The 26112-nt window shown below is 64.7% G+C and carries 32 protein-coding genes; 9 read left to right on the top strand and 23 right to left on the bottom strand.

All coding sequences use genetic code 11. From position 1 onward, the window contains the following. Positions 1 to 164 precede the first annotated feature (164 nt). The gene (locus GEV02_RS31980; RefSeq protein WP_008449515.1) at positions 165 to 389 is read right to left on the bottom strand and encodes a TOBE domain-containing protein; all 225 of its coding nucleotides are present in this window, start codon (positions 387 to 389) and stop codon (positions 165 to 167) included. A gap of 82 nt (positions 390 to 471) precedes the next feature. Beyond that, on the bottom strand, positions 472 to 1497 hold the full coding sequence (locus GEV02_RS31975) for a sulfate ABC transporter substrate-binding protein (protein ID WP_152841825.1): 1026 nt from the start codon (positions 1495 to 1497) through the stop codon (positions 472 to 474). A 369-nt stretch (positions 1498 to 1866) separates the two neighbouring features. Here GEV02_RS31975 and GEV02_RS31970 point away from each other — a divergent pair, with 369 nt between their 5' ends. Then, positions 1867 to 2340 (top strand): GNAT family N-acetyltransferase, encoded by a 474-nt coding sequence (locus GEV02_RS31970; protein WP_235923102.1) that lies wholly within the window; start codon positions 1867 to 1869, stop codon positions 2338 to 2340. A gap of 2 nt (positions 2341 to 2342) precedes the next feature. On the opposite strand, the gene GEV02_RS31965 is transcribed toward GEV02_RS31970, so the two are convergent. Beyond that, the gene (locus tag GEV02_RS31965; protein WP_152841823.1) at positions 2343 to 3140 is read right to left on the bottom strand and encodes a class II glutamine amidotransferase; all 798 of its coding nucleotides are present in this window, start codon (positions 3138 to 3140) and stop codon (positions 2343 to 2345) included. 155 nt (positions 3141 to 3295) lie between these two features. On the opposite strand from GEV02_RS31965, the gene GEV02_RS31960 reads away from it, so the two are divergent. The 7 genes from GEV02_RS31960 to GEV02_RS31930 all read left to right on the top strand — a co-directional run bounded on the left by GEV02_RS31960 (position 3296) and on the right by GEV02_RS31930 (position 9809). Next, the gene (locus tag GEV02_RS31960) at positions 3296 to 4120 is read left to right on the top strand and encodes an EAL domain-containing protein (protein WP_152841822.1); all 825 of its coding nucleotides are present in this window, start codon (positions 3296 to 3298) and stop codon (positions 4118 to 4120) included. 151 nt (positions 4121 to 4271) lie between these two features. After that, positions 4272 to 4718 (top strand): hypothetical protein, encoded by a 447-nt coding sequence (locus tag GEV02_RS31955; protein ID WP_152841821.1) that lies wholly within the window; start codon positions 4272 to 4274, stop codon positions 4716 to 4718. Between the two features lie 103 nt (positions 4719 to 4821). Beyond that, the gene (locus GEV02_RS31950; RefSeq protein WP_235923099.1) at positions 4822 to 5601 is read left to right on the top strand and encodes a YcbK family protein; all 780 of its coding nucleotides are present in this window, start codon (positions 4822 to 4824) and stop codon (positions 5599 to 5601) included. Between the two features lie 46 nt (positions 5602 to 5647). Next, the gene (locus tag GEV02_RS31945) at positions 5648 to 6058 is read left to right on the top strand and encodes a hypothetical protein (RefSeq protein WP_152841820.1); all 411 of its coding nucleotides are present in this window, start codon (positions 5648 to 5650) and stop codon (positions 6056 to 6058) included. A gap of 25 nt (positions 6059 to 6083) precedes the next feature. Further along, positions 6084 to 6884 (top strand): transporter substrate-binding domain-containing protein, encoded by an 801-nt coding sequence (locus tag GEV02_RS31940; RefSeq protein ID WP_152841819.1) that lies wholly within the window; start codon positions 6084 to 6086, stop codon positions 6882 to 6884. Positions 6885 to 6886: 2 nt separating this feature from the next. Beyond that, on the top strand, positions 6887 to 7552 hold the full coding sequence (locus tag GEV02_RS31935) for an amino acid ABC transporter permease (protein ID WP_152841828.1): 666 nt from the start codon (positions 6887 to 6889) through the stop codon (positions 7550 to 7552). Positions 7553 to 7619: 67 nt separating this feature from the next. After that, complete coding sequence (locus GEV02_RS31930; RefSeq protein WP_152841818.1) at positions 7620 to 9809, top strand: putative bifunctional diguanylate cyclase/phosphodiesterase; 2190 nt, start codon at positions 7620 to 7622, stop codon at positions 9807 to 9809. An 8-nt stretch (positions 9810 to 9817) separates the two neighbouring features. On the opposite strand, the gene GEV02_RS31925 is transcribed toward GEV02_RS31930, so the two are convergent. The 12 genes from GEV02_RS31925 to flgB all read right to left on the bottom strand — a co-directional run bounded on the left by GEV02_RS31925 (position 9818) and on the right by flgB (position 19888). Beyond that, the gene (locus tag GEV02_RS31925; protein WP_152841817.1) at positions 9818 to 10858 is read right to left on the bottom strand and encodes a hypothetical protein; all 1041 of its coding nucleotides are present in this window, start codon (positions 10856 to 10858) and stop codon (positions 9818 to 9820) included. Between the two features lie 17 nt (positions 10859 to 10875). Further along, entirely contained in the window at positions 10876 to 11787 is a 912-nt protein-coding gene (flgL, locus tag GEV02_RS31920; RefSeq protein WP_152841816.1) for a flagellar hook-associated protein FlgL, read from the bottom strand. A gap of 11 nt (positions 11788 to 11798) precedes the next feature. Continuing rightward, positions 11799 to 13169 (bottom strand): flagellar hook-associated protein FlgK, encoded by a 1371-nt coding sequence (flgK, locus tag GEV02_RS31915; protein WP_152841815.1) that lies wholly within the window; start codon positions 13167 to 13169, stop codon positions 11799 to 11801. Positions 13170 to 13263: 94 nt separating this feature from the next. After that, the gene (locus tag GEV02_RS31910) at positions 13264 to 13725 is read right to left on the bottom strand and encodes a rod-binding protein (protein ID WP_152841814.1); all 462 of its coding nucleotides are present in this window, start codon (positions 13723 to 13725) and stop codon (positions 13264 to 13266) included. An 8-nt stretch (positions 13726 to 13733) separates the two neighbouring features. Then, complete coding sequence (locus GEV02_RS31905; RefSeq protein WP_152841813.1) at positions 13734 to 14855, bottom strand: flagellar basal body P-ring protein FlgI; 1122 nt, start codon at positions 14853 to 14855, stop codon at positions 13734 to 13736. A gap of 28 nt (positions 14856 to 14883) precedes the next feature. Continuing rightward, the gene (gene flgH / locus GEV02_RS31900) at positions 14884 to 15555 is read right to left on the bottom strand and encodes a flagellar basal body L-ring protein FlgH (protein ID WP_152841812.1); all 672 of its coding nucleotides are present in this window, start codon (positions 15553 to 15555) and stop codon (positions 14884 to 14886) included. Further along, positions 15555 to 16346: a flagellar basal-body rod protein FlgG gene (gene flgG / locus GEV02_RS31895; protein WP_174999441.1), complete on the bottom strand. Its 792-nt coding sequence runs from the start codon at positions 16344 to 16346 to the stop codon at positions 15555 to 15557. Before flgG ends, flgH begins: the two co-directional genes overlap by 1 nt. Before the next feature lie 31 nt (positions 16347 to 16377). Next, the gene (gene flgF, locus GEV02_RS31890; protein ID WP_152841811.1) at positions 16378 to 17103 is read right to left on the bottom strand and encodes a flagellar basal-body rod protein FlgF; all 726 of its coding nucleotides are present in this window, start codon (positions 17101 to 17103) and stop codon (positions 16378 to 16380) included. A gap of 12 nt (positions 17104 to 17115) precedes the next feature. Beyond that, positions 17116 to 18384: a flagellar hook protein FlgE gene (locus tag GEV02_RS31885; RefSeq protein ID WP_152841810.1), complete on the bottom strand. Its 1269-nt coding sequence runs from the start codon at positions 18382 to 18384 to the stop codon at positions 17116 to 17118. A 14-nt stretch (positions 18385 to 18398) separates the two neighbouring features. Further along, on the bottom strand, positions 18399 to 19088 hold the full coding sequence (locus tag GEV02_RS31880; RefSeq protein WP_152841809.1) for a flagellar hook capping FlgD N-terminal domain-containing protein: 690 nt from the start codon (positions 19086 to 19088) through the stop codon (positions 18399 to 18401). Positions 19089 to 19091: 3 nt separating this feature from the next. After that, positions 19092 to 19514 carry a flagellar basal body rod protein FlgC gene (gene flgC, locus GEV02_RS31875; RefSeq protein ID WP_152841808.1) on the bottom strand — a complete coding sequence of 141 codons (423 nt, stop codon included), beginning with the start codon at positions 19512 to 19514 and terminating at the stop codon, positions 19092 to 19094. A gap of 11 nt (positions 19515 to 19525) precedes the next feature. Beyond that, positions 19526 to 19888 carry a flagellar basal body rod protein FlgB gene (gene flgB, locus GEV02_RS31870; protein WP_152841807.1) on the bottom strand — a complete coding sequence of 121 codons (363 nt, stop codon included), beginning with the start codon at positions 19886 to 19888 and terminating at the stop codon, positions 19526 to 19528. Positions 19889 to 20025: 137 nt separating this feature from the next. On the opposite strand from flgB, the gene flgA reads away from it, so the two are divergent. Then, a complete protein-coding gene (gene flgA / locus GEV02_RS31865) occupies positions 20026 to 20775 on the top strand; it encodes a flagellar basal body P-ring formation chaperone FlgA (protein ID WP_152841806.1) in 750 nt (249 codons plus the stop codon). On the opposite strand, the gene GEV02_RS31860 is transcribed toward flgA, so the two are convergent. From GEV02_RS31860 to GEV02_RS31825, 8 genes are all read right to left on the bottom strand, one after another. Then, positions 20756 to 21517 carry a glycoside hydrolase family 73 protein gene (locus tag GEV02_RS31860; RefSeq protein ID WP_152841805.1) on the bottom strand — a complete coding sequence of 254 codons (762 nt, stop codon included), beginning with the start codon at positions 21515 to 21517 and terminating at the stop codon, positions 20756 to 20758. The genes flgA and GEV02_RS31860 overlap by 20 nt on opposite strands. After that, positions 21504 to 21923, bottom strand: coding sequence for a flagellar export chaperone FlgN (gene flgN, locus GEV02_RS31855; protein WP_152841826.1), 420 nt, complete (start codon positions 21921 to 21923; stop codon positions 21504 to 21506). Before flgN ends, GEV02_RS31860 begins: the two co-directional genes overlap by 14 nt. A gap of 26 nt (positions 21924 to 21949) precedes the next feature. Next, entirely contained in the window at positions 21950 to 22225 is a 276-nt protein-coding gene (flgM, locus tag GEV02_RS31850; RefSeq protein WP_152841804.1) for a flagellar biosynthesis anti-sigma factor FlgM, read from the bottom strand. Between the two features lie 40 nt (positions 22226 to 22265). Next, on the bottom strand, positions 22266 to 23315 hold the full coding sequence (locus GEV02_RS31845; RefSeq protein ID WP_152841803.1) for a flagellar motor protein MotB: 1050 nt from the start codon (positions 23313 to 23315) through the stop codon (positions 22266 to 22268). Beyond that, the gene (gene motA, locus GEV02_RS31840) at positions 23272 to 24192 is read right to left on the bottom strand and encodes a flagellar motor stator protein MotA (protein WP_152841802.1); all 921 of its coding nucleotides are present in this window, start codon (positions 24190 to 24192) and stop codon (positions 23272 to 23274) included. The genes GEV02_RS31845 and motA overlap by 44 nt, the downstream gene beginning before the upstream one ends. 54 nt (positions 24193 to 24246) lie before the next feature. Further along, positions 24247 to 24984: a FliA/WhiG family RNA polymerase sigma factor gene (locus GEV02_RS31835; protein ID WP_152803938.1), complete on the bottom strand. Its 738-nt coding sequence runs from the start codon at positions 24982 to 24984 to the stop codon at positions 24247 to 24249. A gap of 45 nt (positions 24985 to 25029) precedes the next feature. Beyond that, entirely contained in the window at positions 25030 to 25518 is a 489-nt protein-coding gene (locus GEV02_RS31830) for a flagellar basal body-associated FliL family protein (protein WP_152841801.1), read from the bottom strand. A gap of 7 nt (positions 25519 to 25525) precedes the next feature. Further along, on the bottom strand, positions 25526 to 26112 hold a 587-nt coding region (locus GEV02_RS31825; RefSeq protein ID WP_174999439.1), incomplete at its 5' end, for a flagellar hook-length control protein FliK.

Here is a 26112-nt window from a genome sequence, read left to right as displayed (position 1 = left end):
AGTACGGGGTCAAGTCTGACATTTGGACACGGCCTCTGCCGTAAGCGCGCTTACGGCAGAGGCCGTGTCCAAATGTCAGACTTGACCCCATATAAAAAAGCCCTGAGACGGGATGGCTCAGGGCTTTGCGTGACCGCCGGCGGGCGGTGCTCGGTTGCTGTCGATCAGTTGCTGCTGATCTTGGCGATCGAGACTTCGGTGGATTTCACCAGGGCAATCACTTCGCTGCCGACCTTTAAATCCAGGTCATGAATGGAACGCGAGGTGATGACCGAGGTGACGATGCCGTGCTGGGTCTCCACATCGACTTCCGAAACGACTGGCCCAAAGATGATTTCCTTGATTTTGCCGCGGAATTGGTTACGTACGTTAATTTCAGAAATGGCCATCGTGCTTCCTTTGTCTGGTTGATACTACATGGTCAGATTAAGGGTTGTCAGGCCGTTTGCAAACGAATCGATACGTATATCCTTATTTGGTCTGATAAATCTTATCGAATTCACCGCCGTCGTCAAAATGCTTCTTCTGCGCCGATTTCCAGCCGCCGAAGACGTCATCTACCGTGAACAGCGAAATCTGGCGGAAGTTGGCGTTGTACTTCTTGAACGCAGCCTCGGAGCGCGGACGGAAGTAGTGCTTGGCGATGATGTCCTGCGCCTGCTCGGTGTACAGGAAGTTCAGGTAGGCGGTCGCCTGCTTGCGGGTGCCGCGACGGTCCACCACCCTGTCGACCACCGCCACCGGCGATTCGGCCAGCACCGACGCAGACGGGTACACGACTTCGAAGTTGTTGCCGAACTCGGCACGCACCAGGTTCACCTCGTTTTCGAACGTCACCAGCACGTCGCCGATCTCGCGCTGGGTGAAGGTGGTGGTGGCGCCGCGTCCGCCGCCGTCCAGCACCGGCACGTTCTTGAAGATGCGGGTCACCAGATCGCGCGCCTGCGCTTCGGTGCCGCCTTTTTTCAGCACCGAGCCCCAGGCCGCCAGATAGGTGTAGCGGCCGTTGCCGGAGGTCTTGGGATTCGGCACGATGACTTTGACGCCAGGCTTGGCCAGGTCGGCCCAGTCCTTGATGTGCTGCGGATTGCCCTTGCGGACCAGGTAGATCAGCGTGGAATAGAAGGGCGCGGCGTTATGCGGGAATTTCTTGGCCCAATCCTGCGTCACCAGGCCCTTGTCGGCCAGCATGTCGATGTCGTTGGCCTGGTTCATCGTCACCACGGCCGCTTCCATGCCGTCGGCCACCGAACGGGCTTGCTTGGACGAGCCGCCGTGCGATTGGTTGATGTTGACGGTTTCGCCGGTGGTCTTTTTCCAGTCGGCCTCGAAGACCGGGTTGATCTCCTTGAACAGCTCGCGCGCGACGTCATAGGAGGCGTTCAGCAGCACGGTTTCTGCGGCGTTGGCTTGCATTGGCAGGCCCAGCATGGCGGCCGATGCGGCCAGGAAGGACGAGATAATCAGGCGGCGGGCAGGTTTTTTGTTGGTCATCATGAGCTTTCGTAATAACAGACGCCCATGGTGTAAAATTTCGCCCGGAAAAGATACGAATTTTTCGTAATATGCTTAGAAGGCATGTATGACACGGGGTTTTCAATAAAAACCGAATAACGATTTTTGAAAACATTCGTGGGCAAAAGCAGGGCCAGCCACTAGTCTGCGAGAGTCGTTCGGGTGCGCCCGCAACGCCTTTTGCTGCTTGGTGTATAGTCGGTTTCAGGCACTGAAGAAGGCGCGCGGCGATACTGCGTAGCGTTTCATTTTTGCTATCGAGAATATTTGTGAGCGTACATGAGTTTTGAAATCCGCAGTCTAGAAATTCGCGTTGCTGCTTCGACAGATGCGGATGCGGCATGCACAGTGCTGCGCCGCTCGATCACGGAGTGCTGCGACCTGGATCATAAAAACGATCCCGCCATCCTGGATGCGTGGCTCGGTAATAAGACGCCGCAGATGGTGGCGAACTGGTTCAGTTCGCCGACGAATTTTTCGCTGGTCGCGTTGAACGAGGGCCTGGTGGTCGGCGTCGCGTTGTTGACCGGCGCCGGCAAGCTGGCCCTGTGCTATCTGCTGCCGGAGGCGCGCGGCCAGGGCGTCGGCAAGGCGCTGCTGGCGCGCATGGAAGAGCAGGCGTGCAGCTGGGGCGTGAAAGCGCTGCAATTACACAGCACGGCCACCGGTCAGGAATTCTTCGCCAGGCGCGGTTATGTCGACGCCGGCAAGGTGCGCTCGCCGTATGGCGTGGAAACCGTGTTCTTCTGGAAGCAGCTGGACGCCAGCGCCGAAGCGCCGGACGGCAGCAAGCGCAAGCGCTTCTGCAACTGCAATCCGGTTTAACGCTAGCAGCAAATCTCCAGTTCCCATTCCTGACGCCGCACCGGCGTCGCTCCCACCTCCAGTCCGTTGACAAACAGCTTCAGCTCGCCCGGCGCGAACCTGGTCCATTCCTCGTTGGAGGTCAGCGGCTGCGTGGCGATCACGGCGATGCGGTCGTCCAGATGGTTGTGCTTGCTGAAGTCGATGCTGAGGTCGCAATCGATGAGCTGCGCCACCGAGAACGGGTATTCGCGCACCACCACGTGCAGGTCGGTGCTGCAATGGGCGAACAGCAGCTCGCCATTGGACAGGATGAAATTGAAGATGCCGTAGTCGGCGATCTCGCCGGCCAGCGTCTCCAGCGCGGCGAACAGCAGGTGGCGCGGCGGCCGGCTTTCAAAGCGCAGCGCCAGGCCGGACAGCAGGTGGCAAAAGGCGCGCTCGCTGTCGGTGTCGCCGTACGGCGAGTACAGGCTGGGATTCGGATCGAACAGTTTGAGGTCGCCGTTGTGCGCGAACGACCAGGTCTGTCCCCACAGCGTGCGCGTGAACGGATGGCTGTTTTCCAGCGAGACGCGGCCCTGCGTGGCCTTGCGGATATGGGCGATGACGTTCCTGGCCTTGATCGGATTGCTACGCAGCTGGGCCGCCAGCGGCGAGTGGGTCGAGGCCAGCGAATCGGTGTAGAGCTGGCAGCCGTTGGCCGTATGCAGGGCGATGCCCCAGCCGTCGCGGTGTTCGCTGCCGCGCAGCGCGAAGCCGGCAAAGGAGAAGTCGACGGCGGCGGGTTTGCTGCTGCTCATGGCGAGTAATTGGCACATGGTGTTCAGGCATAAAGTGGCGATATCCCACGATAGCGGCAGCACTCCCCGGGCGGAACGAATGTTTTGGCATATCCATAGCTGAAAGCATTCGTTCAGCTTTGCCGCGCGCAGGCCTACGCTGTCGCTATTGTCAGCATCTGTCGAGGAGTTTCATGTCTTTCCCCATCCTGCAAAAATACCTGGCGCGTTTATCCGACGCGACCGGCGCCGCTTCCAGCATCTGGCTCGATCACGAGGGCAAGGCGCAGGGGCGGTTCTTCAATTGCACCATGAGCAGCGCCTTCCAGCCTATCCGCGAACTGGCGTCGGGCAGGGTGCAGGCCTACGAGGGTCTGGCGCGCAGCGTGTCCGCGCAGGACCAGGGGCTGTCGCTGTGGAAGCTGCTCGACCATGCGGCCAGCGACGACGAGTCGATCGAGCTCGACCGTTTGTGCCGCATGCTGCATGCGATTAATTTCTTCCGCCAGGCCGATGCGGGCGGGCAGGACTTGTACCTGAACGTGCATGATCGTCTGCTGAGCGCGGTCAGCAGCAATCACGGCCACGCTTTCCGCCGCATCCTCGATGCGCTGGAGCTGCCGCTGGACCGCGTGGTGCTGCAATTGCCGGCGGCCTCGCCGCAGCAGGGCTGGCTGCTGAACTATGTGTCCGACAACTACCGCCGCAATGGTTTCCGCTTCGCCGTCAACGTGCCGAGCGCGCGCGAAGCCTTGCACGTGCTGGAGCGCTTGCGGCCCGACGTGTTCAAGCTCGATGCGCGCGAACTGCATGACAGCGAGACGCTGCAGACCTTGCTGACGCGCAGCGCGCAGGCCGGCGTGGCGCTGGTGTTCAAGCGTCTGGAGTCGCCGCAGGCGCTGACGGTGCTGCGTCAGTTGAGCGAGGCTGCGGGCGTGCCGCTGCTGGTGCAGGGCTATCTGCTGGATGAGCCGCGCGCCGATCTGCTCGACGCCGAAGCGAGGGCCGTCGCCGCCTGACACGCGGTGGTAACCGATACGATGGCTGTGCATCGCCCGGTAATCTGCATCATTTTAAATTTGGATGCCGCATTGCCGGCGATAGCCAGATTGAATTTGAATTTTTGGAGGCGACTGCTTAAATAAAGATTCTCAAACGGAGGATCTGATCATGAAAACCATGTGCTTGGCAGTGGTGTTGGGGTCGCTTGCATTGTCGCCGGCCGCGCTGGCGCAGCAGACCGACAGCGGACAAGAGCCCGTCAGTGTGCCGGTCAAAGCGAATCAGTTGCGCATTGAGCTGCCGGATGCTTACTACAAAATGTGGCCGGAGGATTATCGCGATCTGATCGGTAGCTACACGCTGTCGAATGGCCAGACGCTCTCCATTGTCGGCCGCGGCGTGAATATGTTCGCCTACGTGGACCAGGACCGCCCGCACAAGATCGTCGCCACCACGCGCGGCACCTTTGTCGCACTGGACAAGCAGTTGAAGGTGGAGCTCGACCTGAAGGCCGAGGGCGGCCCCAAAGGCTGGATCACGATGGTCGTGCCGGCGCAGAATCTGGCGGACGGCCAGTTCGTGCCCGAGCAAGTGCTGTATATCGCGATGCGCTAGCGCCCGGGAGGCGCCTGGTTTTTTGCAGGAAATCGGGTGCCTTTCCTTTTTCATTTCCCTCTGCATACGCTATAGTGTCCATATCGTTTTTCACGGATAGGCTATGGCATCGCGCAGAGATTTTTTACAGCAGGGTTTGGGCCTGGCGGGGGCGAGTTTGTTATCGGTTCCGCTGATAGGATGCGCCTCCCGCACTACCGTTCAACATACGGCGGCGGCAACGCCCAAGCCGGCGGCCCATACGGCCGGCTCAGGCGCCACTTCCGCCGCCACCACTGGCGCCGTGGCCCAGGCCAAGCCGGCCGCCGGCATGCCGCGCGCATCGGCGCAATCGGCGCCTTCCGGTTCCGGCGAGCTGGAGCCGCCTCCCGACATCTTCGACGCGCAGGCGCTGGACCTGGAGTTCTGGCTCAAGCCGCGCACCATCGATGTGATCCGTCCGGCCAGCGGCGAGCGCGCCAAGCTCTTGTACTGGCGCGATGGCGAGCTGATCGAGTCGGCCTACCAGGACCTGTGCCATCTGCTGCGCGACGTCAACGGCAAGGAAACCGCGCTCATCGATCCCAAGCTGTTTGAAACGCTGTGGGGCACGCAGGCTTTCGTGGCGCGCTACGGCATCGATACGCCGCTGGAAATCCTGTCCGGCTACCGCACCCCGGCCTCCAACCAGAAGCTGCGCGAAGCCGGCGTGCCGGCCGCGCGCCAGTCGCTGCACATGGAAGGCCGCGCGGCCGACATCCGCCTGGCCAACCTCAATTCCGAAGTGCTGGGCGGCCTGGTCAAGAGCTTCCGCCAGGGCGGCGTCGGCTTCTACTACCGCGCCGGCCCGCGCGGCGGCTGGATCCACGCGGATACAGGCCTGAAGCGTACCTGGAAGGGTTGAGCCCGTATCGGCTACACTAGCGGCTTGCCAAGTCAACAGGAATGCTATGCAAGACAATAACGAGCCGCCGCGCTTCCGCCCGGTGCCGTGGAGCGGCCTCGAAACCCCGGCCGATGTGGAGCTGTGGATCGCCGAGCACGATCTGAGCCTCCAGGAAAATATCGCCAAGCACGAGACCGGCTACGGCGTCTGCTTCACGCTGGCCGAAGGCGGCGAAATCTATCTGCAAACCACGCAGGACGGCGCGCTGATCCTCGACGTGACGCCGGAAGCGGCCTGGGTGGCGCCGCTCATCATGGCCGCCGCGCGCGTGGACGAAGCGCCGCCGGGCCGGCTGTGGGTGCTGCCGGACGATAAGCTGATACAGTTGATGATAGGCCTGAGCGGCCTGATCGCCAGCTCCATCCTGGTCGTGGGCCATAATTTCGGCCTGCGCCGCCGCATGGGCGCGTGGTAGCGCCCGCCATTTCATAAGGAACTCCATGCACAAACGCGAATTCTCTTTCAAGCTGGCGCAGGGCGCGCTGCTGGCGCTGGCCATGGCGGTCACGGCATTGCCGGCCTCGGCGGCCGACCTGCTGGACAAGGTCAAGGCGCGCGGCACGCTCAAGGTGGCGCTGGAGGGCACTTATCCGCCGTTCAACTACCGCGAGAAGGATGGCCAGATCGCCGGCTACGACGTCGATGTCGCGCGCCTGCTGGCGGCCAGGCTGGGTGTGAAAGTGGAGTTCGTCAGCAGCGAGTGGGCCAGCATCCTGGCCGGACTGTCGGCCGGCAAATACGATGTGATCATTTCCCAGGTCGGCATCAATCCCAAGCGCGAGCAAGCCTTCGACTTTTCCACGCCCTACATCTATTCGATGCCGCAGCTGATCGTGCGCAAGGATGAGAAGGCCGTCTACAAGACGCTGGAAGACTTGAAGGGCAAGAAGCTGGGCGTGGGGCAGGGCAGCGTCTACGAGCAGCAGGCCAAGGCGGTGGCGGGCATCGAGGTGCGCAGCTACGCGGCGGCGCCGGACACCATGTCCGACCTGGCGTTCGGCCGCGTCGACGCCGCGCTCAACGACAGCCTGATGTCGGCCTATCTGCTGAAAAATTCCAAGCTGCCGATCAAGGCCGGCGCCCAGGTCGGCGCGGTCGAGCGCATGGGCATCCCTTTCCAGAAGGGTAATCCGCAATTCAGGCAGGCGCTGAACCAGGCGCTGGCCGCGGCCGCCGCCGACGGCAGCCTGAAGGCGATCTCGCTGAAGTGGTTCGGTATCGACGTCAGCAAGGCGCCTTGAGCATGGATGTCCAGGCGCTGTGGGAGCTGATGCGCGAGGCCGCGCCGGTGATGCTGCGCGGCGCCGGCTACACGGTGCTGTTCGCGCTGGCCGCGATGCTGGGCGGGCTGCTGATCGGCTTCCCGGTGGCGGTGATGCGCATCCTGCCCTACCGCGTGCTGCGCTGGCCGGCCTCGGTGTATGTCAGCCTGATGCGCGGCACGCCGCTGCTGGTGCAGATGTTCGTCATTTACTACGGCCTGCCCAGCGTCGGCATCGAGTTCACGCCGGTGACGGCCGGCATCCTGGCGCTGAGCCTGAACTCCGGCGCCTTCCTGTCGGAGAGCCTGCGCGGCGCCATCGCCGCGGTCAGCAAGGGCCAGTGGGCGGCCAGCTACAGCCTGGGACTGGGCTACTGGCTGACGCTGTACCACGTGGTGCTGCCGCAGGCGCTGCGCATCGCCGTGCCGGCCATGAGCAATACGCTCATCAGCCTGATCAAGGATACCTCGCTGGTGTCGGTCATCACCATGACCGAACTGATGTTGTCGACCAAGGAGGTGATCGCCACCACGTTCCGGCCGCTGCCGCTGTACCTGGCCGCCGCCGTCATCTACTGGGTGCTGAGCCTGCTGTTTGAAGCGCTGCAACGGCGCGCAGAACAACGCTTGAACCGCGCGCACCGCTGAGCCGGCCCGGTTTTCTCGACAGTACGCGCCTTAAATGCTAGTCTGAACACCTACGCAAAGGGGTGGTATGGAGAAGCATACGCACAGTACCGAATTGCATGGCGGCCGGCAGCCTATCTCGGCGGCGCGCATCGACGGCCTGACCCGCATGGCTATCATCGACGAAGCGGCGGCGCCGTTCGTCCAGCTGCCGCCGGCCGACGGCCTCAGCGCCGAGCAAGCCTGTTTCAACGATATCTATCTGCTGGCGCCGGTCGGCTATTTCGTGCTGGGCTTCGACACCACCATCCTGCAAATGAATGTGGTGGGCGCCGACCTGCTGGGCCTGCCGCGCAACAACCCGGCGCGCATACCGCTGCGACAATTCATCGCGCCGCGCTTCCATGAAGACTTCGACCGTTTCGTGCGGCAGGCGGTCAACAGCAAGCATCCCGAGCTGTGCTCGCTGCAAATGACGCGCGCCCGCAACCAGCAAGGCTTCCCGGTCACGCTGCGCGCCAGCGTCGACGCCAGCGGCCAGGCGATCCGCGTGGTGCTGGAGCTGGCCGAGGGCAAGCTGGCGGCGCTGGAGCGCAGCGAGGAGCGCTTTCGCCGCATCGTCCACAGCGCCGAGGAGGGCATCTGGGAAATCGACGCCACCGCCCGCACCAGCTTCGTCAATCCGAAGATGGCGCACATGCTGGGCTACAGCATCGAGGAGATGCTGGACCAGCCGCTGGTGGCGTTCATGGACGACGAGGGCCGCGCCATCCTGGAGCGCAATATCGCGCGGCGCCAGTCGGGCGTGGCCGAGCGCCACGAGTTCAAGTTCCTGCGCAAGGACGGCGGCGAGCTGTGGGCCACGCTGGCCACCAATCCCATCTTCGACGGCGACGGCGGCTATCTCGGCGCGCTGGCGCTGGTGTCGGACATCACGGCCACCCGCGCCTCGACCGAGCGCATCTGGCATCAGGCCAATTTCGACGACCTGACGGCGCTGCCGAACCGCCACATGTTCCAGGACCGGCTGGGCCAGGAGGTCAAGAAGGCGCAGCGCGAAGGCATGCAGCTGGCGCTGCTGTTCATCGACCTCGACGGTTTTAAGGAAGTCAACGACACGCTGGGCCACGAGCAGGGCGACGCGCTGCTGGTGGAGGCGGCGCGCCGCATCGGCGCCTGCGTGCGCACCTCGGACACGGTGGCGCGGCTGGGCGGCGACGAGTTCACCGTGATCCTGTCCGGCATCGAGCACGCGGCCGGCATCGAGCGCATCACGCAGACCATGCTGGCGCTGCTGAACCGGCCGTTCGCGCTGGGCACGGCGCAGCCGTCGATCTCGGCCAGCATCGGCATCGCGCTGTATCCGTCGGACGCGTTGGCGCCCGAGGATTTGCTGCGCAACGCCGACCAGGCCATGTACGCCGCCAAGCAGGCCGGCCGCAACGGCTACAGCTACTTCACCGCCGACCTGCAGCTGGCGGCCGAGGCGCGCCAGCAGATCACGCTGGACTTGCGCTCGGCGCTGGCGCAGCGCCAGTTCGAGCTGCACTTCCAGCCCATCGTCAATCTGCAGAACGGCAAGATCGAGCGGGCCGAGGCGCTGCTGCGCTGGCGCCATCCGCGGCGCGGCCTGCTGGCGCCGGCCGATTTCCTGCCGCATGCGGAGTCGGGCGGGCTGATGATGGACATCGGCGACTGGGTGTTCCGCCAGGCGGCCTTGCAGGCGCGGCGCTGGCAGGACGAGCTGGGGCCGGGCTTCCAGGTCAGCATCAACCAGTCGGCGGCGCAGTTCCGCGGCGATACCGCGCTCTATGTCGGCTGGCTGAACTACGCGGCCGAGCTGCAGCTGGCGCCGCGCAGCATCGTCATTGAAATCACCGAGGGCGTGCTGATGCATGGCGCCGCCAAGGTCGCGGACCGGCTGCGCGAGCTGCGCGAGATGGGCTTGCAGGTGGCCTTGGATAATTTCGGCACCGGCTATTCCTCGCTGTCCCACCTCAAGCATTTCGGCATCGACCTGCTCAAGCTGGACCACAGCTTCATCCAGCACCTGGCCAGCGACAGCGGCGACCTGGCGATGTGCGAGGCGCTGATCGTCATGGCGCACAAGCTGGGCTTGCGGGTGGTGGCGGAGGGCGTGGAGACGGCGGCCCAGAGCGCCTTGCTGGCGCTGGCCGGCTGCGATTATGCGCAGGGCTTTGTGTATGCGGAAGCGATGCCGGCCGAGCAGCTGGGCGAGCTGGCCAGGCGCGGCCTGCCGCGCCTGATGGACGAATAGGGCGGGGCTTAGCGCAGGCTCAGCAGCGAGATCACGCGTTCGCGGCTGATGCCGGCCAGCGCCGAGGTGATCGACAGCAGCGACTGGTAGCCGGGCTGCTTGGCGGTCGAGACGAAATTCTGCGCCACCTGGTCCATGCCGTCGGTGGTGTCGCTCGGCGCCGCGCTCTGCACGCGGGCGCTGACCTGGTTGAGCGCCGTGTGCACCGAGGCGATCGCCTGTTCCACCTGCGCCAGCGCCTGCACCACTTGCTGCAGCGTGGCGCGGATCGCGTCCATGTCCGAGGTCTGCCAGCTGTCCGGATCGACGGCCGGCGCTTCGGCCTCGGCCTTCACGCGGTTCAGCTGGCCGGTCGGGAAGCGGATGCCGCCGCCCTGCACGGCGATGGTGTCGCGCACATTGGTCCACGACGCTTCGTCGGTGGTGAATTCCAGCTGGCCGTCCTCGTTGAGGTCGGCGCGCACGCCGCTCGGCGCCAGCGCGTCGTCGAAGCGCTGGGCGATCTGTTCGTCGGTGAGGCCGGGCTCCAGCACCACCGAGCGCAGGTTCTGGCCGCCGCCCAGCGAAATCGCCAGCACTTCGCGGCCGCCGTTGCGCAGGTTGGCCATGGTCATGCCGCGCACCGTGAAGCGGGTGGTGCTGGCCTTGTTGCTGAACTTGAGGCGGGCGTCCAGCGTGCCGCCGGAAGCCTGGCTGCGGTTGCGCCAGCTGTTGCTGAACTGGCGCACGCGCGCATCCAGCGTGCCGTCGGCGCGCTGGCGGTTGGCCAGGCGGGCGCTGAGGTCGGCCTTCAGGTTGCGCAGCTGGGCCGCGCTCTGTTCAAGGAAGTCCAGCGCCTGCTGGGCGCCGGAGATGTCGCCCTGCAGCGGCTGGTCCCAATTGTTCAGGCCGCGGCGCAGCGGCGCCGCCGAGGTCGGGGTCGGCGTGACCGGCGTGGCCGTGGCTGCGTTCTCGCCATGCAGCCCCAGAGAGGTGCCGTCCACCGCGGTCGCATTGCCGGCGTTGCCAGGAACAATGACGTTGGGGTTGGAATTGGGCGAGATTTGCATACGGTGCTCGGTTTAAATTACAGGATGTTGAACAGCGACAGATTGCTGATCTTGGCATAGGCCTTGTACGACGATTGCAGCGCCAGATTATAGCCGTTCATCTGGGTCGCGGCGTCGCCATAGTCCAATTGGCCCAGGTCCAGCATCGCCGTCTGGTTCGACTGGCTGACGTTGGCGTGGTTGCCGTCCAGCGTCTGCATGACGTTCTGGGCGCCGCCGAAATCGGCGATCTTGCCCGCCACCAGGTCCAGCGTGGCGCTGGCGCCGTCCATATTGGCGCCCAGCGCGGCGGTCAGCGATGGCGAACCCACCGTCAGCGTCGGCGACTGCAGTTCGTTGATGGTCGTGTCCATCTGGTTGAGCAGCGTTTCCAGGCCCTTGACGTCGACGTTGGACACTTGCGTGATGCCGTTGCCGACCACGGTCTTCTGCTGGTTCTGGTTGCCGGTGTAAGTGTAGCGCGAACCGATGGCGGCCGTCGCATCGTAGGTGATGGACGGGGTGTCGGTCAGCGTGCCGGAGAAGATGTAGCGGCCTTCCTGGTCTTTTTCGTTGGCGCTGTAGAACAGGCTGTCGCGCAGCGCCGACATCGGGTTGACCATGGACTTCAGGTCGGTGGAGGTGTTGCTGGCGTCCGAGGCCCAGACCAGCAGGTCGTGACTCTGCGTGATGTCGTTGGTCATACTCTGCAGATAGGTCTCGTTGGTCGTCAGGCGGATCTTGACGGCCGCGATGTTGGCGCGGTACTGGCCGACGATGGCTTCCTCGCGCGCCAGGCGCGACAGGCGCACATTGGTGACGGGGTCGTCGGACGGCAGTTGCAGCTTGTTGCCGGACGCCATCTGCGCGGTGATTTGCGCCAGGTGGCTCTGGTTGTCCTGCAGGCCGCGGTTCATGGTGGCCTGGAATTGGCTGGTGGCGATACGCATACAGGCTCTCCTTAACCGAACATTTGCAAGGTGGAATCAAACAGGGTCTTGGCGACGGCGATCACCTTCATGTTGGCTTGGTACATATTCTGGAACTCGATCAGATTGATCCCTTCCTCGTCGGTGTTGACGGCGCTGGTGGATTTCCAATCGTCTTCGGACTGCTGGCGCACCGTGGTGGCGGTGTTGAGCTGGGCCTGGTTTTGCTGGCTGTCGATGCCCAGCTTGCCGACCAGCTGGGTGTCGGCGTCGCCCAGCAACAGGCTGCCCAGCGAGGTCAGCGTGATCGGCTGGCCCTTGATGGCGACCAGCTGCTGCAGATTGCCGCTGTCGCCGGGCGTGCCGTCGCTGGAGAAGGCCAGGTCGGACGTCTTGAAGCCGGTGGACACTTGCAGCAGGCCGGTGGCGCTGGCCGGGTTGAACACCAGCAGCGCCGCGCCCGGCACGCCGGGGGCGCTGAAGCCTGCCGCCAGCTGGGCGTTGACCTTGGCCGACATCTGGTCGGCGATCTCGGCGATCGATTGCTGCAGCGGCTTCAGCGTGTTTTCCTGGAAGCTCGCCAGGCCGCCCAGCTGGCCGCCGACCTTGGTGTCGTCGAGCTTGAAGGTGGTCTGGGCGAAAGTCAGGTTCAGCTGCTGCACGCCGCTGGTGGTGTCGAACGCCAGCGTGGCGGACAGATTGCCGACCACCAGCGGCTGGCCGCTCTTGAGCGAGACGGTGGCGGTGCCGTCCGGGTTGTTGAGCACTTCGACGCCGACCTGCGAGGCCACGCTGTCGATCAGCTGTTCGCGCTGGTCGATCAGGGCCGAGGTGTTGGAGCCGCCGGCGCCGACGGCGATGATCTGCTGGTTCAGCTTGGCGATGCCGGCCACCGATTCGTTCAATCCCGGCAGGATGGCGGAGCGCTGCTGCTGCACCGAGATCAACTGGTTGGCCGTGACGTTGAAAATACTGTTGAACTGCTGCGACATGGAGTCGGCGGCGGTGATGACCTGCTGGCGCAGCGGGGTCGAGGTCGGATCGACGCCGGCCGCGTTGAGCGCCTTGAAGAAATTGTCGATACCGTAGCTGAGGCTGGATTTGTCATCGCTCATGACTTTTTCCAGCTGCGTCAGGTAAGGCTGGGTCTGGGAATGGTTGCCCATGTCGGACGCCGCGCGCCACATCTGCTGGGACTTGTAGGAATCGCTGAAACGCAGCAGCGAGCCGACCTGCACGCCGTTGCCCGGGCTTTGGCCCGAGCCGTCGCCGGCGTTAGCTTGCAGCAGCACGCCCTGACGCGTATAGCCTTTGGTTTGCGCGTTGGCGATGTTCTGGCTGACCGTGTTCAGGGCAGCCTGGGCGGCCAGGGCGCCGGACAGTGCGTTGTAAGAGATGCTCATATTGCAAGGGTCTTTCCTGGTGATGGCCGGAGGACCAGTCGCTTGCAGTGTTTACACGACGTTCACTGGTCCGTTAACTGTAAAGGGCGACCGCTTACTTGAGCCGATTAAGCGTTTTGGGAATATTTTGCGGCTCGGCAATATTCGCCGGCGCCGCGCGGCCCGGCAGCGAGGCGGCCAGCGCCACCGGGGCGCTGGCCGGCGGCAGCAGCTGGCGCAGGATGGCGTCGGCCACGCCGAAGGCGCGCTGGCCGGCCAGCTGGTCGGCCACCAGGTTGTCGGCCATGTCCAGCATGTCTTCGTTGATCTTGTCCTTGAACACGCTGTCCTCGGACGCCAGCACGCGGGTGCCGGCGCGCATCTGGTGCATCACGTGGCCGATGAAAAAGCTTTCGAACTTGACCGCCGCCTCGGTCGCCTTGGCGCGGTATTTGGGGTCTATGCCCGGATCGACGCCGGCATCGGCCACCGGCGGCGCCACCTGCACGCTGCTGAGCTGGTCGGCCACGCCGATGCGCATGGTGCTGCCGTCGAATTTGCTGGGATCAAAGCTCATGGTATTCCTTAAATGACGACCAGTTCGCCTTCGATGGCGCCGGCCTGGTCCAGCGCCTGCAGGATGGCCATGATGTCGTCCGGCGAGGCGCCGAGGCTGTTGATGACGTCGATGATCGCTTGCAGCTTGGCGCCGGCCGGCCATTTGAACATCTGGCCCGAGCCCTGGTCGACGCTGACCTGCGACTGCGGCGTGGCCACGGTGTTGCCCTGGGCCAGGGCGTTCGGCTGGCTGACCTTGGTCGATTCGGAAATCACCACCTTCAGCGAGCCATGCGTGACGGCGGCGGCGCGCACGCGCAGGCCGTCGGCGATGACCACGGTGCCGGTGCGCGAATTGAACACCACTTTCGGCGAATCGTCGCCGACGTCGATCGACAGCGCCTCCAGCTTGGCCATGAAGGCCACGCGCTGGGTCGGATTGGCGGGGGCGACCACGTCGATGCTGGTGGCGTCGGTGGTGGTGGCGATGTCGCCGAAGCGCTTGTTGATCGAATCGACGATATTGGTCGCGGTCTGGAAGTGCGGGTGGCGCAGCGACAGGCGCACGGTCGGCTTGGTGGCGAAATCGGTGGCGATCTCGCGCTCGATCGCGGCGCCGCTCGGGATGCGGCCGGAAGTCGGGGTGTTGACCGTGACCGAGGAGCCGCTCTTGCCGGAGGCGCTGAAGCCGCCGACCACGACGTTGCCCTGGGCCAGCGCATACACTTCATTGTCGGCCGCGCGCAAAGGCGTCAGCAGCAGGGCGCCGCCGCGCAGGCTCTTGGCGTCGCCCATCGACGACACCACGACATCGATGTTCTGGCCCTTGCGGTAGCCGGGCGGGAACACCGCCGACACCATCACCGTGGCGACGTTCTTGGACTTGGCGTCGGTGCCGTCCGGCACCTTGACGCCGAACTGCTTGAGCATATTGATGACCGACTGGCTGGCGAACTTGACCTGGGTCGAGTCGCCGCTGCCGTTCAGGCCGACCACCAGGCCGTAGCCGACCAGCGGATTGTCGCGCATGCCTTCGACCGCGACCAGGTTGCGCAGTACTTGCGCGGCCTGGGCCGGGCCGGCGCCGCCGAGGGCGACGCAGAGGGCCAGCGGCAGGGCCAGAAGGCGGGAGAGCGTGCGGAAATTCATGGGGTCACCCTATAAAAACTATGGCCGTTCAGAACGGCATCAGCGGGCCATTGAAGAAACGCGACAGCCAGCCGGCCGATTGCGTGTCGGCCAGCGTGCCCTGCGCCGAGTAGGCGATGCGGGCGTTGGCGATGCGCAGCGACGACACCTGGTTGTCGGCGTCGATGTCGGCCGCGCGCAGGTAGCCGCGCAGGCGGACGAATTCTTCGCCCTGGTTCAGGGTCAGGGTTTTTTCGCCGGACACGCGCAGCAGGCCGTTGGGCAGCACTTCCTGCACGATGACGGTGATGGCGCCGGTCAGCGCGTTCTGCTGGGTGCTGGTGGCGTCGCCGGCGAAGCTGTTGGAGGCGCCCAGGCCGACCGCGGCCTTGCCGAAAGTCTTGCCCAGCAGGTTGGGGGCGACGATGTTGTCGGCCGAATTCTTCGAATAGCTGGTGCCGGCCTTCTTGCTGGCCTGGGTGGTTTCCTGCAGGTTGACGGTGACCACGTCGCCGACGCGGAAGGCGCGGCTGTCCGAGGTCAGCGACAGGCCCAGGTCGGCGCTGTAGACGCCGCCCGACGTGCCTTTCGGGCCGATCACGCGCGACACGGTGGGCGGCTCGTCGGACGGGCCGGGCCGCACCGGCGGCGGCTGCAGCGCGGCGCAGCCGGCCAGCAGCGCAGTCAGCAGCGCAGCCAGGACGGGCAGGGCGGCTTTCATCAGCGTGCGGCCTGCGACAGGTACTGCAGCATATTGTCGGCGGCCGACAGCACCTTGGTGTTCATCTCGTAGGTGCGCTGGGCGGCGATCATGTCGACCATCTCCTCGACCACCTGGACGTTCGAACCTTCCAGCGTGCCTTGCTTGAGCTTGCCCCACTGGGCGTCGCCCGGCTTGCCTTCGGTCGGCGTGCCGCTGGACGGGGTTTCGGCGAACAGGTTCTCGCCCAGGGCCAGCAGGCCGGTCGGGTTGATGAAGCTGGTCAGCGTCAGCTGGCCCAGCTGGCTGGCGGTGGTGTTGCCGGCCAGCGTGGCGGACACGGTGCCGTCTTCGCCGATGGTCAGCGAGGTGGCGTTGGCCGGCACGGTGATCTGCGGGATCAGCGGCAGGCCGTGGGCGTTGACCAGGATGCCGTTGGCGTCGACCTGCAGCTGGCCGGCGCGGGTGTAGGCGGTTTCGCCGTTCGGCTGGCGCACCGACAGGAAGCCGTTGCCCATCACCGCCACGTCGAGCTGGTTGCCGGTGGTTTGCAGGATGCCCTGGCTGAACACCTTCTGGGTGCCGACCATGTGCACGCCGTTACCGAGCTGCACGCCGGACGGCGCCAGCGTGTTGTTGTCGGCGCGCTGGGTGCCGGGCTGCTGTTCGATCGAATAGAACAGGTCCTCGAACACCACGCGATCGCGCTTGAAGCCGACGGTGTTGGCGTTGGCCAGGTTGTTGGCGATGGCTTGCAGTTTTTCGTCCTGCGCCTGCACGCCGGTTTTGCTGATCCACATTGCTGGATTCATGATTTCTCCTGGTGGTGTAACGTGGACCGGCTTAACCGCCGATCAGGCGATTACCGGTTTCGGCCATCGAATCGCTGGCCTTGAACAACTTCATCTGGATTTCAAAGGTACGGTTCAAGCTCATGGTGGCGACCATTTCCTCCACCGCCGAGACATTGCTGCCTTCCAGGTGGCCGGGCTTGACCACCACGGTGGCGTCGGTGGCCAGCGGCTGGCCGCTGCGCGCCACCAGCAGGCCCGCTTCGTTCTTGGTCAGTTCCGACGCTTCAGCCTTGACCAGCTTGAGCTTGTCGATGGTCTGCATGGTGGTGGTGCCGGGGCTCTGGATCGAGACCGTGCCGTCGGCGCCGATGGCGATCTTGCTGTACTCGGGCAGCGTGATCGGGCCGCCGTCGCCCAGCGCCACGTTGCCGTTGATTTTCAGCGTGCCGGTTTCATCGAGCGTCATCGCGCCGGCGCGGGTGTAAGCCTCGCCGGTCGGCCCCTGGACGGCGAAGAAGCCGTTGCCGTCGATGGCGACATCGAGGTCGCGGCCGGTCGCCTTGAGCGTGCCCTGGCGGGTCGACACGGCGTTGGCCTGCAGCTGCGACATGTGGCGGTCGTCGTAGCCGTAGCCGTTGACCGACTGCGCCGCCGACAGCTCCATATTGGCGCGGAAGCCGCCGGTTTCGATGTTCGCCAGGTTGTTGGCGTGTACCTGCTGGCCACGCAGGGCCCGTTCGGCCCCGCTCATGGCGGTGTAAATCAGCGCATCCATTTAGGCTAGTCCTCAGATCGCTTGCATCAGCGATTGCATCATCTGGTTCTCGGTCTGGATGACCTTGGAGTTGGCCTGGTAATTGCGCTGCGAAGTCATCAGGCCGACCAGTTCCGAGGTGATGTCCACGTTCGACTGTTCCAGCGAGCTGGTGTTGAGCGAACCGGTGGTGCCGACGCCGGCGAAATTAACCAGCGGTACGCCCGAACCCAGCGACTGGATCCAGCTGGTGTCGTCGACCTGGGTCAGCGCGCCCTCGTCCGGGAAGGTGGCCAGCGTCAGCTTGCCGACCGGCTGCTTCTGGCCGTTGCTGTACTTGGCGATGACCGAACCGTCCTTGGCCAGGTCGACGCCGGCGAAGGTGCCCGAAGCGTAGCCGTTGGCGCTGTTGGTCGAGGTGGTGGCCTCGCCGCGGAAGTAGGTCGAGCCGCTGTAGTCGACGTTGAAGGCGGTGGTCAGCTTGGCGCCGCTGATGAAGCCTGGCCACAGCACCGGGTCGCTGGTGTCGATGGCGCTCAGGTCGCCCAGCGAGATCTTGCCCTTGACGGCGGGATCGTTGGGATCCGGCGTGGTCATCTGGCCGTTGAGCGGGTTGAACACCAGGTTGTCGGTGGCGATGCCGTTGCCGTCGAGGACGTAATTGACCTGGATCGCGCCCGGCGAGGTGGCGCTGAAGTATTGGGTCAGCGTGTGCTGGCCGCCCAGCGTGTCGTAGATGATCGACGCCTTGGACATATTGTAGGTCGACGGATCCGGCGGCGTGGTCGGGGTGACGGCGGCCAGCGCAGGGAAGGTGGTCGGCGTCCAGTCGGACGACAGATTGCCAACGTAGTTGAGCTTGTCGCTGACGACGGCCGGGATCTGGCCGGTCGGGATCGTGATGTCGCCCTGCGCGCCCGGCTGGGTGCTTGGCGGCGTGATGGTGGCGCCCTGCACGCGGCGGCCGGAGGCGTCGGTCAGGAAGCCGTCCTTGGAAGTGTTGAAGATGCCGACCCGGGTGTAGTTGATGGCGTTGCTGCTGTCCTTGACCATGAAGAAGCCGGAGCCGTTGATCGAGGCGTCCATCGAGCGGCCGGTGTTGAGGATGCCGCCGGACAGGCCGATGTTCTGCGTGGTCGAGCCGACCTTGACGCCGGTCAGCTGGTCGCCCGCCACCAGCGACGAGAAGTTGGCGCGCGACGACTTGTAGCCATAGGTGCCGGCATTGGCGATGTTGTGGCTGCTGACGTCCAGCGCTTCGTTAATGGCCTGAATGCCAGACAATGCGATATCGAAACTCATGATGGATACCTTCCTTAGAGACTAGATTGGGTGGCAGAAGCGGCGGATTTACCGTTGAAAGCGGTGATGGCGGTCGGCGCGACTTCGCCGATGTTGCCGATATTCAGGACGACATTGCCGTTGGCCGACAGGCGCACGCTGTTGAGGCGGCCCTGCAGGTCGACCGGCGGGTTTTCCTTGGTGCTGGTGATCACCGACATGGTGTAGGTGCCGGCGGGCAGGCCCAGCGCGGTCGGATCGATCGAGAACGGCACGCTGCCGGCCGCGGCCACGCCAAGGTTGACGTTGTGCTTGGCGCCGTCGGTGCCGGTCAGCACGATGGTGGTGGTGCTGCTGGTCGAGCTCAGGGTGATCTGGCCGTTGACCTTGGTCGCGCCGTCGGTGGTCAGCGAGCTGCTCTCGGCCATGACATCGGAGCCGACCTGGGCGCCCAGGGCCAGCACTTGCATGCTTTGCAGCACGCTGGCGTTGGCGCTGGTCAGGCTGGACAGGTTCTGCAGCGATTCGGTCTGCGACAGCTGGGTCAGCTGCTGGACGAACTGGGCCGGGTCGGTCGGCGACAGCGGATCCTGGTTCTTGATCTGCGCCACCAGCAGTTTGGTGAACATGTCCGAGGTCGCGCTGGCAGTGTTGCCGGTGATGCTGCCGCCGGTATTGGTGGCGGTATTGGCGTTGCTGCCGTTGTTGAGGAGGCTGACTGTCATGGCTTAACCTTCACCGAGTTTGAGGAGAGACTGTTGCATCGTGCGGATACGGCCCAGCACTTCGACATTGGTTTCAAAGGCGCGCGAGGCCGACATCATGTCGGTCATCTCGGCCACCTGGTTGACGTTGGGGTAGAACACCATGCCGTCGGCGTTGGCCATCGGATGGCCGGGTTCGAACACCTTGCGCAGCGGCTCGCTCGATTCGACCACGTCCAGCACCTGCACCTTGCCGCCGGCGCTGCCCATGTCGCCGATGCTGTCGGCCATCACGGCGGAAAACACCGGCTTGCGGGCGCGGTAGGTGTCGGCTTCGTTGCCGGCCACGGAATCGGCGTTGGCCAGGTTGCTGGCGATGGTATTCAGGCGGACCGACTGCGCGGCCATGGCCGAACCGGCGATTTCAGAAATATTCTTGAACGACATGTCGGCGCTCCTTATTGACCGTTGATGGCTTTGGCCAGGCCCTTGAGGCTCATATTGACGAAGGTCAGGCTGGTCTGGAAGTCCGTGGCGTTTTGCGAGAACGCCGCCTGCTCGACGCCGATCTCGACGGTGTTGCCGTCGCGGGTAGGGTGGAAGGGCACGCGGTACATCATGGCGCTGTCGTCGTCGCCGCCGATGTCGCCGTTGGCTTCGGCCTGGGTGTTGGCCAGCGTGGCGGCGAAGTCCATGTCGCGCGCCTGGAAGCCCGGCGTGTTTTCATTGGCGATGTTGGACGCCAGGATGCGTGTGCGCTCGGCCCGCAGGTGCAGCGCGTCGGCATGCAAGCCCACCGCATCTTTGAAATTAATCGCCATGTTCTTCCCCTGTGTAGACGTTGCTGTAAAACGATGTTGCATGAGTGAAAACCGCTGTTGCCGGGGTAGAATGACGCGCGGGCGCAGCATGCACCCGTAGCGTCTCAGCTTCCCGCATCATAGTAGAGGTATTGCTCATGTTCAACAAAACTATTGTAACCGCTTTACGTGTAATGTTGCTGCTCTGCATTTCACTTTCTGGCGCTTTTTGTGTCGCCGCGCCGACCGCGGCGGAACAGGTTCCGCTCGCGGTGGAGGCGGCCGCGCGCAACCATGTGCAGCGCTGGGCCGACAGCAGCGGTCTGGTGGAACCGAAATTCGAGTTGAACGTCGTGCGCGGCAGCCGGCCGCTGGCCGCATGCAGACAGGCGGTGACGGTCGATGCGGTCGATACGCGGCTGCCCAGCCGCATGCGTTTTGCCGCCGTCTGCGCCGGCGCCGACGGCTGGCGATATGAGTTCGTGGTACGCGCGCAGATCTCGGCGCGCATTGCCGTCGTGGCAAGCGATGTACCATCAGGGAAAGTATTGACCGACGAAGACGTGTTGCTTGAGCGCCACGACATCTCCGGCATCGCCGACAGCGTGTCCGATCCGCAGGACGTGGTGGGCATGAGCGGCAAGCGCGCGCTGCGCAGCGGCGAGGTCTTGCGCGCGACGCTGCTGACCGCGCCGACCGTGGTCAAGCGCGGCGACGCGGTGCGCATCGTGGCCAGGCGCGAGCAGATCGAGGTCAGCATGGCGGGCGAAGCCTTGGACAGCGGCGCGCGCGGCACGCTGGTGCGGGTGCGCAATGCGAACGGCACCGTGATCCGTGCCCGGGTGACGGGCGCGGCGACGGTGGAACCTGTCGATATGCCCGTTTCCACTAATTCCCCGACGCCGTGAGCTGGCCGCCGCGCTGCAGCTGCGCGGCCAGTTTGCTGAGTTTGTCCGCGTAGGCGGGATCGGTGGCGTAGCCGCCTTGCACCAGCCCCTGGGCGAAGGCGCGGGCGTCGTTGCCGGTGTTCAGTGCGGCCTGGTAGCGCGGATTGCCGGTCAGCAGGTCGGAGTAGTCGCGGAAGGCGCTGGCGGTGTCCGGATAGCTGCGGAAGCGCTCGACCTTTTTCAGCATCGCGCCGTGTTCGAATTCGGTGGTGCTGGCGGCCGCCACGGCGCCGGCCCAGCCGCCGCCGGCTTTCAGGCCGAACAGGTTGTTGGTGTCGGCGCCGCCCTGGCGCAGCGGATTGCGGCCCCAGCCCGATTCCAGCGCCGCGTGGGCGGCGACGATGTCGGGCGAGACGCCCAGCTTGCCGGCGGTTTCTTCGGCCCATGGTTTGATCGAGGCCAGGAATTGCTGCTGCAGTTCGGCATCGGCGCCGCCATCGATGGCGCCGGCGCCCTGGTGGCGCAGCGCCATCGCCTGCAGGCTGGCGGCCTGGGACGGCGTCGCAGGCGCCGACGACGCGGCCAGGCTGCCGCCGCCCTGGGCGATGAAGGTGCTGACGTCGTGCTGGACTTGCTGGAAGGTGGACGCGAACGCGCCCGACGAGACGGCGCCGCCCAAGGCCGCGGTGGGGCGGCTGGCGGTCATGTTCGAAACGGTTGCAGCAGTGGGTGCGGTCGATTGCATCCGATCAAGCTGGCGCATAAATCTGCTCCTCGCCATGCAGCACGCGCTGCATGATGCTGTACTGCTCTACCAGCAAGTCGCTATTGCGCTTGCCCAGACGCTTGCATTCGATAACCATCTGTTCCAGCGTCTTCCAGTCAGCTTCCATTCTCTCCCGTGCTGCATTTTTCAGCAAGGCAAAAGCCTGCAACATGGTAGCTGTTGGCCCCAATAAACGTTGTACCAGCGCCACGCGCTGCGTGCGGCGCGCCAGCATGATGTCGACCAGCGCCGAAATCTCTTCGGCCACGCTGGTCAGCTGCGGGCCGCGATGGCGCACGGCGGCGTCGAATTGCTGTTCCAGCAAGGCCGACAGCGCCGGGTAGGCCAGCAAGTCGTCGGCGATGCCGGCCAGCAGCAGGCGCATGGCGTCCTGCCGCGTCATGTTGCTGACCTCGGTGCTGACTTCGCTCACTTCTCGCTCCCGTGGAAGCGCTGGATCAGGCCGGCCAGCTTGGCCGGATCGAACGGCAGCTCGCCCTTGGCCAGCGCGTCGCGCAACTGGTCGATTTTTTCCTGGTCGATTTCCGGCATCTCGCGCATCGCCTGCAGCGCCGGCTGCATCACCGCCGATTGCAGCGGCGCGTGCACCGCCGGCGCCGCCACCGCTTCGGCGGCTTCGGCCGGGGCGGATTCCGCCACGCGCTGAACGGCCATGCCGTCCGGACTTCCTGTCGTGATTCTCATACGTGTGCCTCTGCTTGGCTTGGTTTCCATACGTCGTACTTTATTTGTTGCGGCGCGGGTCGCGCAGCGGGCTTTCGCCGCCGAGCTTGCTGCGCAGCTTTTGCAGCAGGGTGGCGTCCGGCAAGGCGGTGTCGACATCCTGGGTCAGGGCGCTGCTGTTTTCGGGCATGCCGAACATCGAGGCGATCGTCTTGGCTTGCGCCGTGGTCAGGATCAGCAGTTCGATGCGGCGGTTGACGCCGGCGTCGGCGCGCTTGGTGTCGAGCGGCGCGCGGTCGGCCATGCCGACCACCTGCAGCACCGATTCGGCGTTCATGGTGCCGGCCAGCAGCTGCGAGCGGGCCGACATGGCGCGGTTGGCCGACAGCGTCCAGTTCGAGAAGGCGGCGTAGCTGCGGTCGGCGTACTGCAGCGAATCGGTGTGGCCGACGATCAGCATCTGGTTTTCCATCTGCCTGAACAGCGGCCCCATGCGGCGCAGCAGCGCGCGGAACTTGTCGGTCGGCACGGCCGAGCCGCGCACGAACATGCCCTGGCGGTCGGTGTCGTGCAGCATCACGCGCAAGCCGTAGGGCGTGATCACCGATTCCAGGTTGCTGCTCAGGCCGGCTTCCGCGCTCATCTTGGTCAGCGCCTTGGACAGCGCGGCCAGGTCGCTCGGGCTGTCGTACTTGATCTTCGGCGTCTCGACCACCGGTTCGGCTTCGCCGGTGACCTTGGTGTGGGCCTCGCCCTTGGCCTTGGCGTCGCCCGGCTCCTCGGTGCTGCCGGTGTGCGGCATCGGGAAACGGTCGATCAGGCTGCCGCGCGGGCCGCCCACCTGCTCGGGCATGACGCCCTTGCCCTGGTCGGTCTTGGCGCCGTCGGCCTCGGTCAGGATCTGCTCCAGCGATTCGAAGTTACGGGCCGCCATCAGCCACAGCACCAGGAACAGGCACATCAGCGCCAGACAGAAGTCGGCGAACGCTACTTTCCAGGCGCCGCCGTGATCGTCGTGCTTGTGCTTGCCGCCACCGCGCTTGACGATGGTCTGGTCATGGTTCTTGTCATGCGGCTTTAGCACCACGGCCTCCGCGACGTGCGTTGTCATCGGCCGGGGCGCTGTCGCGGCCCTCCAGGTCGTTGATCCAGCGTTCCAGCTGGGCGAAGCTAGGCTTGATGTTCAGCTGCACCAGGCGGCGGCCGGCGTCGATCGCCAGCAGCGGCGGCTTGCCGGCCACGTGCGTCACCAGCACCACCTTGACGGTTTCCTTGTTGGCCGCTTCCGAGTTGACCAGCTGCTTGAGCACATTGCACAGCGGGTCGATCAGGCCGTAGCACAGGAAAATGCCGATGAAGGTGCCGACCATGGCGGCGCCGACGTGCTCGGCGATCTCGCCCGAGGTCGCGCCTTCGCTGACGGTGTTCATGGTGATCACGATGCCCAGCACGGCGGCCAGAATACCGAAGCCCGGCATCGCCTCGCCGATCTTGTTGAGCGACTTGGCCGGCTGTTCCAGCTCGGTGTGGATGGCTTCCAGTTCCTGCTCCAGCACGCCTTCGAGTTCGTGGGCGTTGATCTTGCCCATGGCCATCAGGCGGAAGTTGTCGACGATGAAGGCCAGCAGCTTGGGCTCTTCCAGCACGCGCGGGTAGCGCTGGAACAGCGGGCTGTCCTTGGGCGCCTCGACGTGGGCGTCGAGCGCCTTCAGGCCGCCGGCGGCCAGTTGCAGCAGTTCGTACATCAGCAGCAGCAACTGGCGCTGGAATTCCGAGTCGTACTTTTTCTTGGTGATGACTTTTTTAATCTGCGTCATCAGCTCCTTGAGCACGTGCGGCGGATTGCCGATCACCAGCGCGCCCAAACCGGCGCCGGCAATCACGATCAGCTCGATCGGCTGCCAGATCTGATGGAAAGCCCCGCCCATCATGAAGAAGCCGCCGAAGACGCTGCCTAAAACTATGAGTATGCCGACTATTTGCTGCATGATGATTCGCCTTTCCGCGTCATTTTTCTAATCTTGCCTTGCGCCCGCTCTGGATCAGGCGTTTTGCAATACTGCCTTCATCTTGCCCAGCGCCGCCTTGTTGAGCTGACAGACGCGGGCGTCGGTCAGGTCCAGCACGGCGGCGATTTCTTTGTAGCTGAGCTCGAATTCGTAATACATCTGCACCACCCGCTGCTCGCGCTCGTCGAGGCCGCGCAACGCCTGTTCCAGGCTGCGCCGCACCACCAGCTGGTCTTCCGGGCTGGGGGCGCTGTCGTTGCTGACGCTGTCCTGCAGCACTTCGTCGAAGCTGGCGATCAGCTCGGCGTTCTCATCCATCTGGTAAGCCTGGTAGGCTTCCGGTGTCAGGTTCAGGCCGCTCATGATTTCCTGCTCGCTCGGTTCATGGCCGAGGTTGCGGGTGAGGGCGCGCACGGCGTCGCGCAGCTTGTGGCTTTGCTGGCGCACCGCGCGCGGGCGCCAGTCCTGGCGGCGCAGTTCGTCGAGGATGGCGCCGCGCACGCGCAGGCTGGCGTAGCTGCCGAAGGCGCCGTCGGGTTCGCCGTAGCGGCGCAGCGCTTCGAGCAGGCCCATCAGGCCGATCTGTTCCATGTCGTCGCGGTCGATGGCGCCGGCGATCTGCGAATTGAGCTGGCGTACGATGCGCTTGACCAGGGGCGCGTACGACAGCAGGTGTTTCTGCTCGTCGGCCACGCTGTGCGCGACCGGCGCGCCGCCCGGCTCGCCATAACTTTCGGCATAAGCGTCCGCATATTGCTCTATATAGGCCATGCCCGCTCCACTGGTCGCACCACTCGTCTTCATGCTTGCCGCAAGCTACTCAATAATCAGTTTGCCGATCATGACATCGGAAAAGGGTTTTTCCCGGCCTTCATGTTCGTAGGTGGCCTCGAAGGCCTTGTTCAGTTCGGCCGCGAACTGGTCGATGGTCATCACTTGCGCGGTGGCCATTGGCAGGTTGGACAGCGTGCGCACCGCCACGCTGCGCAGCAGCGGCAATTGCTCCTTGGTTTCCTTCTCTTTCTTTTCGCTGGTGGTGATCACCAGGTCGGCCGACATGTAGTGGCTCAGCGTATCGCCGGGCTGGCGCTTGAGCATGATGACCACCTTGTCCACCGTCAGGTATTTCGGCGGCGACTTGTCTTCCTTTTCTTCCTTCTTGGCCGGCTTCTTGGCCGGCTTGCCGTCCGCGACGGCGGCCGGTTCCTCTTTGCCCTTGGACATGTACCAGACTGCGCCGCCGGCCACCGCTGCACCCACCACGGCCACCAGCACCAGCGCTATGATCATTTTCATGTTCTTCATCTACTGATTACTCCCGCTCGGACGTCATGGCAAAGGTGGTCGCTTCGTCGCCGGACAGGGCGCGGCCCGGCGTGCGGCCTTCTTCCTGCTCGTGCTGCTGGCCGCCGCGGCCGCCCGTGTCGGCCTGGGCCTGGGCGCGCGACGACGACACCGTCACGGAGACATCGGCGTACTGGCGCGTCGACAGATCCTGGCGCACGCTGTCGCCGATGGTGTTCAGCTGGCGCAGCACTTCGCTGTGGTTGGCGCTCAGGTTGACCTGCAGCGCACCGGCGCTGTGGCGGATCGAGATTTCGATGCTGCCCATATTCGGCGGTTCCAGGCGGATCACCGCGTGGTCGTTATTGCGTTGCAGCTGGACTTGCAGACGGTCGCCCAGCGCTTCGCGCAGCGGCTGCTGCCACTGATCGGGCGAGCCGGCCAGCTTGACCACGGCGGCGGCCGGCGTGGCGGCAGGCGCGGGCTGGCTGAAGCCGACGTTGGCGGCGACCGGCGCCGGCGTCGGCGCGCTGCTGCGGGTGATGCTGTCGTCCTTGGCGGCGCCGGCGGCGGCGGTGGTCGAGGCGCTGTAATCGGCGGCCGGGGCGCTGGCCA

The sequence above is a fragment of the Rugamonas aquatica genome, assembly GCF_009380215.1.
GTDB lineage: Bacteria > Pseudomonadota > Gammaproteobacteria > Burkholderiales > Burkholderiaceae_D > Rugamonas > Rugamonas aquatica_B.
Note: the sequence above shows the minus strand (reverse complement) of the source record. Positions and strands in the feature narration are given on the sequence as shown.